Origin of the sequence: Micromonospora sp. URMC 106 (assembly GCF_051386395.1) — a bacterium.
GTDB lineage: Bacteria > Actinomycetota > Actinomycetes > Mycobacteriales > Micromonosporaceae > Micromonospora.
The window spans coordinates 22,538-35,635 of record NZ_JBPQTP010000071.1 but is presented as its reverse complement, the minus strand read 5'-3'; the positions used below and the strand labels follow the sequence as shown (position 1 = coordinate 35,635).

Sequence of the window (13,098 nt, the reverse complement as noted above, 5' to 3'; positions counted from 1 at the left end):
CGGGGAGGCCCGGCCGTCCCGGGCGCCCGCAGCGCCGCACGCCGAACTGAGGACGAGCAGGAGACCTGGGAGTACGGCGAGGGCGACGACGAGCTCTGGACGACCGAGTCGGTCGCCGTCGGCAATATCGAGGCGCCGGCGGAGCACCGACCGCAGCAGCAGGGCAAGGCGCTCGGTCAGGGCTGACGCACGGGCGGGCCGGTCACCACACCATGGGTGGCCGGCCCGTACCATGCGGTGACCGTGCATCCGGCCGATCGACGGCCCACAGAGGAAGGTACGCGCGATGCGTCTCGTCCCTCGCCCGGCGGCCACGCTGGCCACGGCCGCGCTGAGCGTCCTGGCGGCCCTGGCCCTGGCCCTGGCGGGCACGCCGGCCCAAGCCGCCGACAGCCGCAAGGACGCCTGGCACCTCGACGCCCTCGAACTGACCGAGCTGCACAAGCTCAGCCAGGGTGAGGGCATCACGGTCGCGGTCGTCGACACCGGAGTGGACGCCCGGCACCCGGACCTGAAGAACAACGTGCTCCCCGGCGTGGATCTCTACGACGACCGGAGCAAGGGGCACCAGGACCGGCAGGGGCACGGCACCGCGATGGCGTCCCTGATCGCCGGCCACGGGCACGGCCCGGGCGGCCGCGAGGGCGTGCTCGGCGTCGCCCCGAAGGCCAAGCTCCTGCCGGTGACCGTGCAGGGCGCCGAGGGCAAGGCGATCATCGCGCCGGACGCGCTCGCGGCCGGGATCGACTGGGCGGTGGACCACGGCGCCGACGTCATCAACGTCTCCCTGGGCAGCTCGACCGACGTCGATCTGGACCGGGCGGTGAAACGGGCGTACCAGAAGAACGTCATCGTCGTCGCCGCTGTCGGCAACAAGCAGGACGCGATCATCGGTAGCCCGGCCCGGCACCCCGGCGCGCTCGCCGTGACCGGCACCGACCGCAACGGTCGCCCCAGCCGAATCGCCGCCATTCCCGCCGAGGAGACCGACCTCGCCGCACCCGGCGACGACCTGTTCGCCGCGCTGCCCGGCGGGCGGTACACGATGAGCACCGGGAGCAGCGGCTCCGCCGCGCTCGTCTCCGGCGCGGTCGCCCTGGTGAAGTCGAAGTACCCGAACCTCAACTCGCACGACCTGTTCAAGCGGATGCTGGAGACCACGCGGGACGCCGGCACACCGGGTAAGGACCTCGACTACGGCTACGGCCAGCTCGACCTGCGCCGGGCGTTGACCGGCGAGCCGGACGGCCGAGGCAGCCGCACACAGGCGCCTCGGGAGCCCGCGCTCGACCCGACGCTGGCCCGGGCGCGCGCGGAGAACTCGGGGACACCGAACAAGACCCTCGAATGGGTGCTCTCGCTGGCGGTCGTACTCGTCGTCCTCGGCCTCGTGGTGACGGTGGTGCTGCTCGTGTGGCGACGCCTCCGTCGGAGGAGCGCGGCATCCGCGGAGGAGGCCCGCACGCCGGTCGCCAGTCCCGCCGGGAGCGGAACCCCGTACCCGCCGGCACCCGGGGCGCATCCGGTCGGGCCGGGCGTGCCGCCGTCGGGCCCGGCGGGCGGGCAGCCGGCCCACCCCTCCGACCCGACGGGTGACGCCGGCTGGCGCCGGCCGGGCGCCTGACGGACAGGAGGCGAGATGCCGGCCCAGTTCCCCGGCACCGGGCCCCCGTCACCGCCCGGCGCGGTACCCCCGCATGCCGGACCGTCCGGTGCGCCGGTGCCGCCCACGGCCGTCCGGCGGCCGGCCACGGTGATCGCGGCGATCCTCCTGATGGTGCCCACGGCCCTCACCTGGCTCGTCGCGGGCGTCGCCTTCCTCGTGGCGATGGCGAGGAGCGACGGAGACGGCAAGGTGTTCCTGATCGTCATCGCCCTGCTGATCCTGGCGCTCTGCCTGCTGCTGGTGGCCATGACGGTGGGTGGGATGGTGCTCGCCTGGCGCCGGGCGGGCGCCGCGGGGCTGCGGACGCCGGCCACGTTCACCTTCGGGCTCTTCGTCCTCGCCCTGGTCGGCCTGCTCGTGCAGGGCAGGCTCAGCTTCCAACCGACGATGGTCACGCCGCTGGTCGTGGGCGGGCTCTCCGGGGTGGCACTCGTCCTGCTCAAGAGCCGGTCGGCCCGGGACTGGTTCGCCGACAACCGGCGCTGACCCGCGCTGCCGCCGCGGCCCCGGCCCTCCGGGGCGGCGGCGCCAGGGCCCCGAGCCGGCCGCCGGTCAGGCCGGCAACCAGCGCCCGCTGGCCGCGTCGAAGCGGGCCAGCAACTCGTCGCGGCCGTCGTGGTGCAGGCAGTGCAGGCCCGTCCCGTCCGGCACCACCAGTGACTCCATCCGCGGCTGGCCGCGCCCCCAGTCCTCGGGCGTGTCCTCGTTGGGTTCCCACCGCAACACGGCCACCCACTCGTCGGACTCCGCGAACGGCGAACCCTCGCCGAGCAGGCCGAGGCGCCGGTAGAGCCGGGTGGGCGTGTCCCGGCCCGGCCCGGCCCAGGCGTGCACCAGCCCGGCGGCTCGCTGGTAACCGTCCTCCAAATAGGACGGCAGGTACCGGTGCGGGATCACCAGCTGCAGCCGTACCGGCAGGTCCGGGTCCGGCTCGTACTCGGCGTCCTCGTCCGGCACCGTCCGCTGCGCCGGTACGCCCGCCATGGCCGGCTCGGCGTACGCGGCCGTCTCCAGGCGCTGACGCTCCTCCTCGCTGGCACTGGTGACCGCCTGCCGTAGCTGACCGAGCCAGTCGCGCAGGGTCCGCACGGCCTCGCCGGGCAGCGCCGCCGCCAGCGGGGTGCCGGGATTCAGCAGGAGCTGCCACGACGGGTCCGGCCACTGCTCGGCCAACTGGAGGCTGCTGACCGCGACCAGGTCGTGGTCGCCGAGGGCCTGCCGCAGCCGCATCTCGGCGGTGAAGACCGGCAGGCAGGGCTCCCCCTGCTCGTCCGGGAGGCACCACCACGGGAAGTCCGGATCGGACAGGTCCCGCGACTCGGACCCGCCCGGCCGCAGCGGCAGCAGCAGTTCCGCCCGGAGCAGGGCCGCCATCAGGGCGTCCGGCTCCTGCCGGGCGATCGCCTCGCGTAGCTCCCGCTCGGCGTCGAGGGCGGGCGCCGCGATCGCCCGCAGCTCCTCGGCGGTGAGTCGGACGCCGATCGGCAGCCCGGCGTCGATCGCGAGCAGCCAGTCGTCGTCCGGCCAGTCGGCGGCCAGGTCCGCAAGGGCGAGCACCCGGTAGCTGACCGACTGCCCGGGCAGGCAGGCGGCAATCGCCCCGGGCGAGGTGAACGCGATGACGTGGGTCCGCCCGTCGTGCCCGCCCGTCGGCCACGCCACCGGCGCGCGGCCGGCTGCCGCCTCGGGGGACACCGGCAGCAGCAGCGGTCCGGTGGCCAGCGTCGCCAGGAACGTGTCCCGGTCCCCGGCCTCGGCGGCGGCCAGCAGTGCCTCCTCGGTCGGGGTCGCGGGCGCCCAGTCGGTCACCACCTGCCGTCCTGACCTACCCGGCGGGGCTGCCGGCCGAGCACCAACGCGGTGATCGCCTCGTCGAGGTGCTCGCCGAGATACCAGTCGCCGCCGTGGTCCAGCACGAACACGCGCCCCGGCTCGTCGACCGCGAGGATGCCGGTGCCGTCGCCCTCCTCGCCCAGCGGCGTGAGCGGCGCGCCGATGACCCCGGCAAGCGCGGCGAGGGTGGCCGCCGAGTGGCTCACCAGGAACGGGTCCAGGTGGAACGTGCTCGGTGCGATCTGTTCTCCGTCGCCCTGCGGGCGCACCAGCAGGCCGCCGAATTCGGCGAACGCCTCGACGGCGGCGCGGACGACGGTGTGCTGCCGGCCGTCCGGCGTGGCGACGGCGGCCAGTCTCAGCGCCCACTGCCGGGCCCGCTCGTCGTCGCGCCGGCCGGGAACCCAGCCGGCGACCTGGAGCGTCTCGGCCACCAGGGGCGGGAAGCGTGCGGTCATGCCAGCGCCTCCACGCCGAACCAGTCGAGCAGGGCCGCGCACGAGCGGCAGGGCGGCTGCACCTCACCGTGGCGGGGGTCGCCCTCCTCCCGGACCCGGGTCACCCGCACCTTCGCGCCCCACAGCAGCGACCGGGCCCGGGCCGGGCTGAGCGACCCCCCGCCGGCCTCGGCCGCGTACAGCCGGTCGGAGAGCAGGACCGGTTCGGCGCACCAGCCGGCGAAGCGCTCCCGCTGGCCGCTCGGCAGCTCGTGCAGGAAGCGCCGGATCACCGGGTGCAGATCGGGCGCGAGGTCGCCGCGGATCGAGGTGTGCGTATGGACGGTCCCGTCGACCAGCAGCGCGCCCGCGGCGAGCGGCAACATCCGGAGTTCCGCCATCCGTCCTCCAGCTCTTGCGTACCAGCCATCGGTCCTGGCTCGAGCCTAGCGGCCCGTCGCCGTGCCACTCGGGCCGGCACCGGGCTGCCCGACCCGTCGTCGACCTGGCCCGGCCGCGCGAAACCTCCCCCGGCACCGCCGGCAGCCGGCGCGTCCGGTCCCGCCACCCCGCGCCGGACGGGCCCCGGGTGGCGCGGTTCGGCTCGCGGCGACGGGGCTCCCGCCGTGTCGACCGCCTGGGATATCGTCGGCGTGACCCTTCCGCCGTACGAAGACCGGAGCCATGACGCGCACCCTTCTCGTCTCCCCGGACCAGCCCGGCGCCTATCCGTCCATCGGTGACGCGCTCGCGGTGGCGGACGACGACGCCGTCGTCTCGGTCAGCCCCGGCACCTACTACGAGGCGTTGTTCGTCAACGACCGCGGGGCCACCATCGTCGCCGCGCAGGGCGCCGGCACGGTCACCATCGACGCCTCGTCCGGGGCGTATCCCACGGTGTCCTGCAACTCGGGCCGGCTGGAGCTGCGCGATCTGGTCCTCAAGGCCGGGGACGCGCCGGTCGTGGCGGTCGACCGGGCGACGCTCAGCATGACCGGGTGTGAGCTGAGTGCCGGTTTCGGCCCGGCCGTCTCGGTGGCCAGCCGGTCGGAGTTCACGTTGACCCGCTGCCGCGTGACCGGCGCCCGCTACGGGCTGGTGGTCGAGGACTCCGACGGCACAGTGGAGGGCTGCGAGTTCAGCGACCTGAGCGAGGACGGCATCATCGTCCGGATCGGCGCCGCCCCGACGATCCGGACCAGCACGGTCACCCGCTGCGGCAACCGTGGCATCTACGTCTACCAGTACGGCCGCCCGACCATCGAGGCCTGCGACATCTCCCAGACCGGCCACGCCGGAGTCGCCGTGGTGCACCAGAGCGCGCCCGTACTGCGCCGCTGCCGGATCCGCGACACCCGCGGCCCGGCCGTCTCCTTCGCCCGCGGGTGTCAGGGCACGGTCGAGGAATGCACCACCGAGAACACCGCACTGCCGGCGATCGAGGTCGCCGAGGGCGCCGCACCGACCATCGTGGAGGGCGTGGCCAGCCGGCGGGCCACCTTCGGGGCCGAGGCGGCGCAGGCCGCGAAGCAGCAGGACACCGCGCGCACCGACAAGCTGCTCGCGGAGCTCGAGGCGATGGTCGGCCTGGAGTCGGTGAAGGAGGAGGTCCGCGCGCTCATCGACGAGATCCAGGTGAACGAGTGGCGGCGCAGTGCCGGCCTGCCGGTCGGCACGGTCAGCCACCACCTGATCTTCGCGGGCGCACCCGGAACCGGTAAGACCACCGTGGCCCGCATCTACGGTGAGCTGCTGGCGGCGCTCGGCGCGCTGCCCGGCGGCGCGTTCCGGGAGGTGTCCCGGCGGGACCTCGTCGGCCAGTACCTCGGCCACACGGCCGAGAAGACGGCCGCGGCCTTCGACCTGGCCCGGGGCGGGGTGCTCTTCATCGACGAGGCGTACACCCTCTCCCGCTCCTTCGGCAGTGGTGGCGACTTCGGGCAGGAGGCCATCGACACGCTCGTCAAGCTGATGGAGGACCATCGCGACGAGGTGGCGGTCATCGCCGCCGGCTACACCGGGGAGATGCTCCAGTTCCTCGACGCCAACCCGGGTCTGGCGTCGCGCTTCGCGAAGACCATCGAGTTCGGCAACTACAGCCCCGAGCAACTGGTCGTCATCGTGGAGCGGATGGCCGTCGGCGACGAGTATGTGCTCGCCGACGGGGTCTCCGATCTGCTCCAGACGCACTTCGCCACCATCGAGCGGGACCAGAACTTCGGCAACGCCCGCGAGGCCCGCAAGCTCTTCGAGGGCGTCCGCAAGGCCCAGGCGCAACGGCTGCGTCAGTCCGGTCAGCGGCCCAGCCTCGACGAGCTGCGTACCGTGACGGTGGCCGACATCCGCGCCGCGATCGGTCGCTGAGCGGGCCGGCCCAGGTGAGGAGGGACGCGAGGTGACGCATCCGGGTGCGGCACGGCCGGGCGAACCGGGTTGGCAGCACCATCCGGGTGTGGCCGCCCAACCGGCCCCGCAGGTGCCGCCCGCGCCACGGGTGGCACCACCGCAGCAGGCCGGCGTAGCGGCGCCCGCGCCGACGGTGAGCCGGGCCGGCAGCGGCCCACGGCCGGATGCCCTGGCACAGCGCGGTCAGGGTCAGGCGGCTGTCGGCACCGCGTACATCAGCCAGGCGGCCGGCGCGGCACGGGCCGCGGCGGCCGCACAGGCCACCGCCACGGTGCAGGCCGCGCCGCCCCCGCAAGCCGCCGCCGCTCCCGCCGCCCCCCAGCCCGCCGCGGTCGCCGACGACGCGGCGGTCGCGGCCGCGGCCGCGGCCACTCGAGCGGTACGACCGCACCAGGCCGCCCTCGGGATCGGCGGCATCAACGTCGCCCAACTGGTGGCATGGCAGGCCGGCGCGGCGGCGGTGCTCGCCGCTTCCCCGCACGGCGTGCCGCTTACCGCCGCGGTGGCCACCGGGGCGCTGCTGCTGCTCACCCCGACGATGATCCGATTCCGCAGCCGGTGGTTGTACCAGTGGATCTCGGTCTGGTGGGGTTTCCGGGGCCGCCGCCGGCAGCTCACCGCCGCCGGTGGGGACGCGGCCGCGCACCTGCTGGCCCATCTGGAGCACGGCGTCGAGCTGGAGACCGTCGAGGTCGACGACCAGCCGGCCGTCCTGCTGACCCATCGGGGCGGGTTGAGCGCCGTCTTCGAGGTCGATCCCACCGAGGGCGCCCTGCTGATGAGCGCGCCCCAGGCCCTGCCGTCCGCGGCCTCGCTGTTGCCGGCGGTCGACGAGAAGGCCCCCCCGGTGGTGGTGCAGTTGCTGATCCAGGTGACGCCGGCGCCGCGCGCCCGCTCCGGCGCGGCGGCGGTGGACCGGGCGTACCGGGAGCTGACCAACGGGGACGTGCCGGCCAGCCGGCGAGCCTGGGTGGTGCTCCAGGCCGCGCGGACCCCCGACTTCCACGCCGACCGTGACCTGCGTCCGACGCTCACGGCGGCGATCCGGCGGATGCGTCGGCAGCTGCGGCAGGAGCGGGTGACCGCCCGGATGCTCAACCGGGACGAGGTGCTCGCCGCCGTCACCGCCCTCACCCATCTGACCGGCGGGGCGCCCGGCGCTGCGGGGGAGCGGCCGCTGGCCCGGGAGACCTGGCGGGGCTGGTCGACCCAGGGCGCCCCGCAGAGCTGTCACCGGATGCTGGCCTGGCCCCGCCGGCCGTGGGAGGTCGACCCGTTGCTGCGGGGGCTGCCCGCCGCCAGCGTGGTGTCGATCGCGGCCAGCCGTACCGCCGGCGACGACGTCGCCGTGGAGGTGGCGTTTCGCCTGATGGGCACCGACCCGACCGCACTCGCCGCCGCCGACCAGGCCCTGCACGAGGCGATCCGCGGCCACGGCGGTCGGCTGCAACGACTCGACGGCGAGCACGCGCACGGCGTGGCCGCCACGCTTCCGCTCGGAGGTTTCCTGCGGTGAAGAGCGTCGCCTTCCCCGGTAGCCGGATGGGGCTGCACGTCGCCGACGCCGCCGCGGTCGGCGGCCTGCACCTGGTTGCCGGGGGCGGGGGCCTGGTCGTCGGGCGCAGCCGGCAGCAGGAGCCGGTGGGGCTGCGCCTGTTCCGGGCCGAACCGACGCGGCTGCTGTTGACCGGCGGCGTGCGCTGCGCCGAGCTGCTCGCCTTCCGCGCCCTCGCGCTCGGTGCCCGGCTGTTCATCCAGACCGCCCGCGAGCAGGAGTGGGACTCCTTCCTGCGGCGCTGCGTCATCGGCCGGGAGGTCGCCTCGTTCCTACCGCCGGGCGCTGCGCCACCGGCCGTGGCCACCCCGACCGAGCCGCAGCTCGTCGTGATCGACACCGGCCCGGTCACCGGCCCTGACTCGGGCCTCAGCGCGCCCTGGCGGGCCACCCTGGTGGTCCGCGACGACCTGGCCGGCTGGGACGTCGACGCGCTGGTACGCAGCGACATCGTGCTGCTCCAGCGGTTGCTGGAGACGGAGGCCGCGACGGCGGCGAGCGCGCTGGGCCTGATGAGCGTGCAGAGCTGGTTCACCCAGCTGCACCCCGAGATGGTCGGCCTGATCACCAAGGGCAAGGTGCAGTGGGTGATGCTCAGCATGACCCCCACCGAACGTCAGCTGATCGGCCCCGTCGCCCGCGCCGGCTGATCGCCCGGCCCGTCGGCTGCCCGGCCGGATCCGGACTACGACCAGGAGGTCTGGGACGAACAGGTCCGCCAGCGCCGGCGAGGTCGGCCGGCGGACCGTCGAAGGGGTGGCGGGGATGCCGCGCGCCTCGGCGGCGTTGCGGGGCCCGCCGCCCCGGCCTCAGGCGCGGTCGGCGCTCTCGGCGGCGTCGTCGGCGAAGAGGGCGAGCAGGGCGCCGACCTGCCGGTCGGCCTCGGCGGGGTGCCGGAACCGCCCGGCCGGGTTGAGCGTGTACTCGTTGCGCCGGCCCACCCGGGTGCGGCTCAGGTAGCCGCCGGCCTCCAGGTCGGCGACGATCGACTGGGCGGCCCGCTCGGTGACGCCCACCTCGTCCGCGACGTCGCGTAGCCGGGCGGTGGGGTTGCGGGCGATGGCGAGCAGCACGTGCCCGTGGTTCGTCAGGAACGTCCAGTTGCGGGTGCTCCCGTTCTCCCCTGTCGTCGCCATGTCGTCATCGTATGGCGCGCCTTTCGGGTTTTCCGCCGCGCCCTCGCGCCGTCGTCGGACGGGTCAGCCGGGAAGGCCCCGCCCGAGTCCGCGGGCGGGCGCAAACATATGAAACGTATATCACGCATCCCTTGACGTATCTTTGGGTGCGTGTGAGCGTGGGTGCAGCCCGCGCCCAGCGTCGGCCGGGGTGACCAGGTCGTTCGTGAGGGACGAGGTGAGGGAGATGAGTCGTCCCGGATCCCCCGGCGCACAGCCGGGCCCGGAGCGGAAGTCGTCGGAGCCGGCACCGGGAGACTCGGCCGCGGTGCGCGACGCGTTTCCCCCGCCGGGCGATCCGGAGCAGGCGCTCGCCGAGTTGCTGGCCGGCAACCGTCGGTTCGTCGCCGGCACCCCCGACCACCCCAACCAGGACGCCGGGCGCCGCGCTGCGGTCGCGGACGGGCAGCACCCGTTCGCGGTGATCGTCGGCTGCTCCGACTCCCGGCTCGCTGCGGAGATCATCTTCGACCGCGGCCTCGGCGACCTCTTCGTGGTACGCACCGCCGGACACACGGTCGGCCCCGAGGTGCTGGGCAGCGTCGAGTACGCCGTGACGGTCCTGCGCACGCCGCTGGTGGTGGTGCTCGGGCACGACTCCTGCGGGGCCGTCCAGGCCGCCCGTACGGCGGACGCCACCGGCACGGCCCCGCAGGGGCACCTCAACGCCGTGGTCGACGCCGTGGTGCCCAGCCTGCGCCGCGCGGCCGCCGAGGGCGTGGACGACATCGACCGCATCGTCGACATCCACATCGGGTGCACCGTCGAGGCGATGCTGGACCGCTCGGCCGTGCTGGCCGCCGAGGTGGCCGCCGGGCGCTGCGCAGTCGTCGGCATGTCGTACCGACTGGCCGCCGGTGAGGCGCGGGTCGTGGCCGCCGTGCCGGCCCGGATGGGCGCGGTCGACGGGACGCAGCCGGCCGTCACCGCCGCCGTCGCCTGACCCGACCGACCGTTCGACGTCACCCGGTCCGCCGGGTGCCCGGCGTCGCTTCGAGGAGAGGCCGCAGACGGCGACAGGGCCGCACCCGCGGACGCGGGTGCGGCCCTGTCAGCGACCGCCGTCAGAGCAGTGACACGTGCACGTGGTCCGTATGGTTCGACGGGCCGCTGTAGGACTTCCAGCCGGTCGCCGGGAACCAGATCTGCCGGTTCCAGATCACGTAGTAGATGCCGAGCCGGTCGGCGTTACGGACCAGGAACGCGGTCAGGTTGTTGCCGTACATGTAGGTGTCGTCGTTGTGCCAGGGGGAGAAGCCGCTTCGCTGCAGCGACCAGTCGCAGGCCCGGCCCTTCGGATGCTCGTACGGCCCGCCGGAGCGGTAACAGCCGACGAACCGGTTGAACCCGGCCCGCTTCACCTCCTTGTACATGTGCAGCGTGCGCGCGGTGATGCAGCCGGAGGTGGTGGGGTCGTCCTCGGTGCAGGACAGGGGCTTCCAGTCGCCGTCGGCGGTACGACCCGGTGCCATCCGGGCCACCGGCGAGGTGGCGACCACCTTGCCGCCGGTCAGCCCTCTGCCGCCGACCAGTGCGAGGGCCTTCTCCGCCTCGCGCTTGCCGCGGGCCATCTCGTTGGTCAGCTTCGTCTGCTCGCGAACCTCGGCGTCGAGCGCCAGCTTGGCCTGCTCCGCGCGGGTCTTGACCGCGTTCACCGCGGCGAGCTTCTTGGAGTTGACCAGGTTCAGCTCGTCGAGCGCGGCGGCGCGTTGGACGAACGAGTCGGGGCTGGCGGTGTCCAGCAGCATCGACACCGCGCCGATCCGCCCCGTCCGGTAGGACTGGGCCGCGATCTCGCTCACCTGCGGGGCCAGCGCCGCCAGCTCGGCCTGCGCCCGGTCGACCTCGAGGGCCAGTTCGAGCTGGCGCTTCTTCGACTTCGCCAGCTTGGACTTGGCCTGGACGTAGCTCCGGTTCCGCGCCTCGATCAGGTCGTTGAGCAGCTTGGGCTCGTCGTCCCCGTGGCCCGAGGGCTGGGGCGGTGTCGTGGGTGCGGCCGCCGCCGGGAGGGGTCCGGCGAAGACGGCCAGGGCGGCGATCACGGCCACCACAGGTGTCAACCAGCGGCGTAGGGGTGCCGTCACAGTTTTCCCTTCCGTCGACCGCCGACCGGGTTAGCTGACGGGTTCGGGGCGGAAGTGGCCCCTACCGCTGTCGCGGATTCACCCCACGTACCTGGGTCCCCGGCTCGCCTGACGGCGATTGGGCGGCGGCACCGCAGGCGCCGCTGCGCGCCTTCGGCGGTGACCGGCAGCGAGGTTACCCGAGAGTCCTCCCGGGGATCTACGTCCCTAAGCCGACTAAATGCGTTATTTCGTAATGGCGGACGGTGACCAGTGACGCGTTTATCAGGCGGGGCGTCCTGATCGGTCACGCTGAGGAGTGTCACCATGCGGTGTCCGTGCTCCCGTCTCGATCGGGCCACCCGGCGGGGGCGGCGGTGGGCGTGTTCCCGGCGCGCGGCCCGCTGAGGGCCTCCAACGCCTCGGACCGGTCCGCCGCCGGTCGTGGGACCGGTGGGGTCGGGGGCGCGTCGGGGTCGGCGGAGCCGCCGCCGCGCCGGCCGGCCGTCGTCACCAGGGCCGCGAGGCCGGTGGTCAGCGGCACGGCGGCGATCAGGCCCAGGGTGGCGACGGCGCTGCGGACGATCTCCTGGGCCAGGAACTCACTGGTCAGGATCTGGGTCACCGCCCGGGAGTCGGCGGTCAGCAGGAGCAGCACCGGCAGCGAGGCGCCGGCGTACGCCAGCACGATGGTGTTCACCGTCGAGGCGATGTGCGCGCGGCCGACCCGCGTCGCCGCGCGGTAGAGCTGCATCCGGGACAGCCCGGGGTTGGCGTGCGCCAGTTCGGTGACCGTCGCGGCCTGGGTCACCGTGACGTCGTCGAGCACGCCGAGCGAGCCGATGACGATCCCGGCGAGCAGCAGGCCGTGCAGGTCGACGTCGGCCTGGAACATCGACAGCGTGGTGGCGTCCTCGGTGCCGAAGCCGGTCAGGTGGGTCGCCGCGGTGGCGATCGTGCCGAGGACCCCGGTCAGCACCAGGCTGCCCAGGGTGCCCAGCACGGCGACCGAGGTCTGTGCGGTCAGCCCGTGTGTCAGGTAGAGCACCACGAACATGATCAGGGCGGCGCCGACGACCGCGACCAGCAGCGGCGGGCGCCCGGCACTGATGCCGGGCAGCACGAAGGTGAGCAGGATCGCGAAGCTCGCCGCCAGGCCGGCCAGTGCGGCGAGGCCGCGCCACCGCCCGAACGCGACGATCGCCGCGGCGAACAGCACCACCAGCCAGAGCAACGGCTGGCCGCGCTGGTGCTCGGCGATGTTGTAGGCGGTCGCCGAGGGGTCGGCGGGGTCCGTGAGCTCGACCAGGATGATCTCGTCGCCGACCGCGACCGTCGGCGCGCCGGGCCCGGCCGGCACGGGCGTCTCCACCTGCTGGCCGGCGTCGGGACCATCGTCCACCCGTACCGTGACGGTGCCGCACGGGCCCTCCGTGGCGCCCGGGCTCCCCTCCGGGGTCTCCGGGGCGGGTGGGCACGGCTCCGTCACCACCCGCGTCACCGTGCCGTGGTGGCGGGGCGGGTCGGTGCCGGGCGCGGCCTCCGGAGCGTCCCACGGCCAGAGCGCCAGGGCCGCGATCAGGGTCGCGACGAAGAGGGGCACCACCGTCGCGACGAGGATCCGTCGCACCCCCGGCGGGGCGGACGGTGCGGGACGGGTGTGGTCGGCGCCCATTGAGTGTCTCCCAACGAATCCAGGGCGGGGTACGTGCCGGCGGGCCGGTCGGTTCAGCGTTCCCGGGTGACCGCGGCGGCGGATCGCCCTGGGGCGGCGAGCCGGCCACGTACCGCGATCGTCCGGCCCGACCGGTCACGGGCGGTCGGTGCCGCCGCCCGGTCGGGGAGGCGGGGCGGGCGGTGCGGGGTCCATGGGGCCACCGGCCGAATGGTAGCCATCCCGGCATCCGGACGCAGGTCGTGCGGGTCGGTGTCGGGCGCGGACCGCGGTGGGATGCGCCCGTCG

At 74.5% G+C, this 13,098-nt stretch carries 13 protein-coding genes and 1 riboswitch; of the genes, 7 read left to right on the top strand and 6 right to left on the bottom strand.

Annotated elements, in window-relative coordinates:
• The 3 genes from ACSNOB_RS21155 to ACSNOB_RS21145 form a co-directional block, all read left to right on the top strand.
• Positions 1–186, top strand: a 186-nt coding sequence (locus ACSNOB_RS21155; RefSeq protein WP_436688198.1) for a hypothetical protein, incomplete at its 5' end; no start/stop codon positions are given.
• 100 nt (positions 187–286) lie between these two features.
• On the top strand, positions 287–1,624 hold the full coding sequence (gene mycP, locus ACSNOB_RS21150; RefSeq protein ID WP_436688197.1) for a type VII secretion-associated serine protease mycosin: 1,338 nt from the start codon (positions 287–289) through the stop codon (positions 1,622–1,624).
• 96 nt (positions 1,625–1,720) lie between these two features.
• The gene (locus ACSNOB_RS21145; protein WP_436688196.1) at positions 1,721–2,152 is read left to right on the top strand and encodes a hypothetical protein; all 432 of its coding nucleotides are present in this window, start codon (positions 1,721–1,723) and stop codon (positions 2,150–2,152) included.
• Between the two features lie 66 nt (positions 2,153–2,218).
• Here the strand turns inward: ACSNOB_RS21145 and ACSNOB_RS21140 are convergent, their stop codons facing one another.
• Genes ACSNOB_RS21140 through ACSNOB_RS21130 form a run of 3 tightly spaced genes read right to left on the bottom strand, consistent with a single transcriptional unit; the run spans position 2,219 to position 4,322 of the window.
• Entirely contained in the window at positions 2,219–3,478 is a 1,260-nt protein-coding gene (locus tag ACSNOB_RS21140) for an SseB family protein (protein ID WP_436688195.1), read from the bottom strand.
• The gene (locus tag ACSNOB_RS21135) at positions 3,472–3,957 is read right to left on the bottom strand and encodes an SUKH-3 domain-containing protein (RefSeq protein WP_436688194.1); all 486 of its coding nucleotides are present in this window, start codon (positions 3,955–3,957) and stop codon (positions 3,472–3,474) included. Before ACSNOB_RS21135 ends, ACSNOB_RS21140 begins: the two co-directional genes overlap by 7 nt.
• Positions 3,954–4,322 carry a YwqJ-related putative deaminase gene (locus ACSNOB_RS21130; protein ID WP_436688200.1) on the bottom strand — a complete coding sequence of 123 codons (369 nt, stop codon included), beginning with the start codon at positions 4,320–4,322 and terminating at the stop codon, positions 3,954–3,956. Before ACSNOB_RS21130 ends, ACSNOB_RS21135 begins: the two co-directional genes overlap by 4 nt.
• 298 nt (positions 4,323–4,620) lie before the next feature.
• On the opposite strand from ACSNOB_RS21130, the gene ACSNOB_RS21125 reads away from it, so the two are divergent.
• From ACSNOB_RS21125 to ACSNOB_RS21115, 3 genes are all read left to right on the top strand, one after another.
• Entirely contained in the window at positions 4,621–6,300 is a 1,680-nt protein-coding gene (locus tag ACSNOB_RS21125; protein WP_436688193.1) for a right-handed parallel beta-helix repeat-containing protein, read from the top strand.
• Positions 6,301–6,388: 88 nt separating this feature from the next.
• The gene (gene eccE, locus ACSNOB_RS21120; protein ID WP_436688192.1) at positions 6,389–7,858 is read left to right on the top strand and encodes a type VII secretion protein EccE; all 1,470 of its coding nucleotides are present in this window, start codon (positions 6,389–6,391) and stop codon (positions 7,856–7,858) included.
• On the top strand, positions 7,855–8,547 hold the full coding sequence (locus ACSNOB_RS21115) for a hypothetical protein (RefSeq protein WP_436688191.1): 693 nt from the start codon (positions 7,855–7,857) through the stop codon (positions 8,545–8,547). Before eccE ends, ACSNOB_RS21115 begins: the two co-directional genes overlap by 4 nt.
• 159 nt (positions 8,548–8,706) lie before the next feature.
• Here the strand turns inward: ACSNOB_RS21115 and ACSNOB_RS21110 are convergent, their stop codons facing one another.
• Positions 8,707–9,033, bottom strand: a complete 327-nt coding sequence (locus tag ACSNOB_RS21110; protein WP_436688190.1) for a helix-turn-helix transcriptional regulator — start codon at positions 9,031–9,033, stop codon at positions 8,707–8,709.
• A 226-nt stretch (positions 9,034–9,259) separates the two neighbouring features.
• Between ACSNOB_RS21110 and ACSNOB_RS21105 the strand changes: the two genes are divergently transcribed.
• Positions 9,260–10,015: a carbonic anhydrase gene (locus tag ACSNOB_RS21105; RefSeq protein WP_436688189.1), complete on the top strand. Its 756-nt coding sequence runs from the start codon at positions 9,260–9,262 to the stop codon at positions 10,013–10,015.
• 121 nt (positions 10,016–10,136) lie between these two features.
• On the opposite strand, the gene ACSNOB_RS21100 is transcribed toward ACSNOB_RS21105, so the two are convergent.
• Together ACSNOB_RS21100 and ACSNOB_RS21095 are read right to left on the bottom strand one after the other, a co-directional pair.
• A complete protein-coding gene (locus ACSNOB_RS21100; RefSeq protein WP_393102207.1) occupies positions 10,137–11,156 on the bottom strand; it encodes a coiled-coil domain-containing protein in 1,020 nt (339 codons plus the stop codon).
• Positions 11,157–11,159: 3 nt separating this feature from the next.
• Positions 11,160–11,291: riboswitch (cyclic di-AMP (ydaO/yuaA leader) on the bottom strand.
• A gap of 166 nt (positions 11,292–11,457) precedes the next feature.
• The gene (locus ACSNOB_RS21095) at positions 11,458–12,810 is read right to left on the bottom strand and encodes a YibE/F family protein (RefSeq protein WP_436688188.1); all 1,353 of its coding nucleotides are present in this window, start codon (positions 12,808–12,810) and stop codon (positions 11,458–11,460) included.
• Positions 12,811–13,098: the final 288 nt, after the last annotated feature.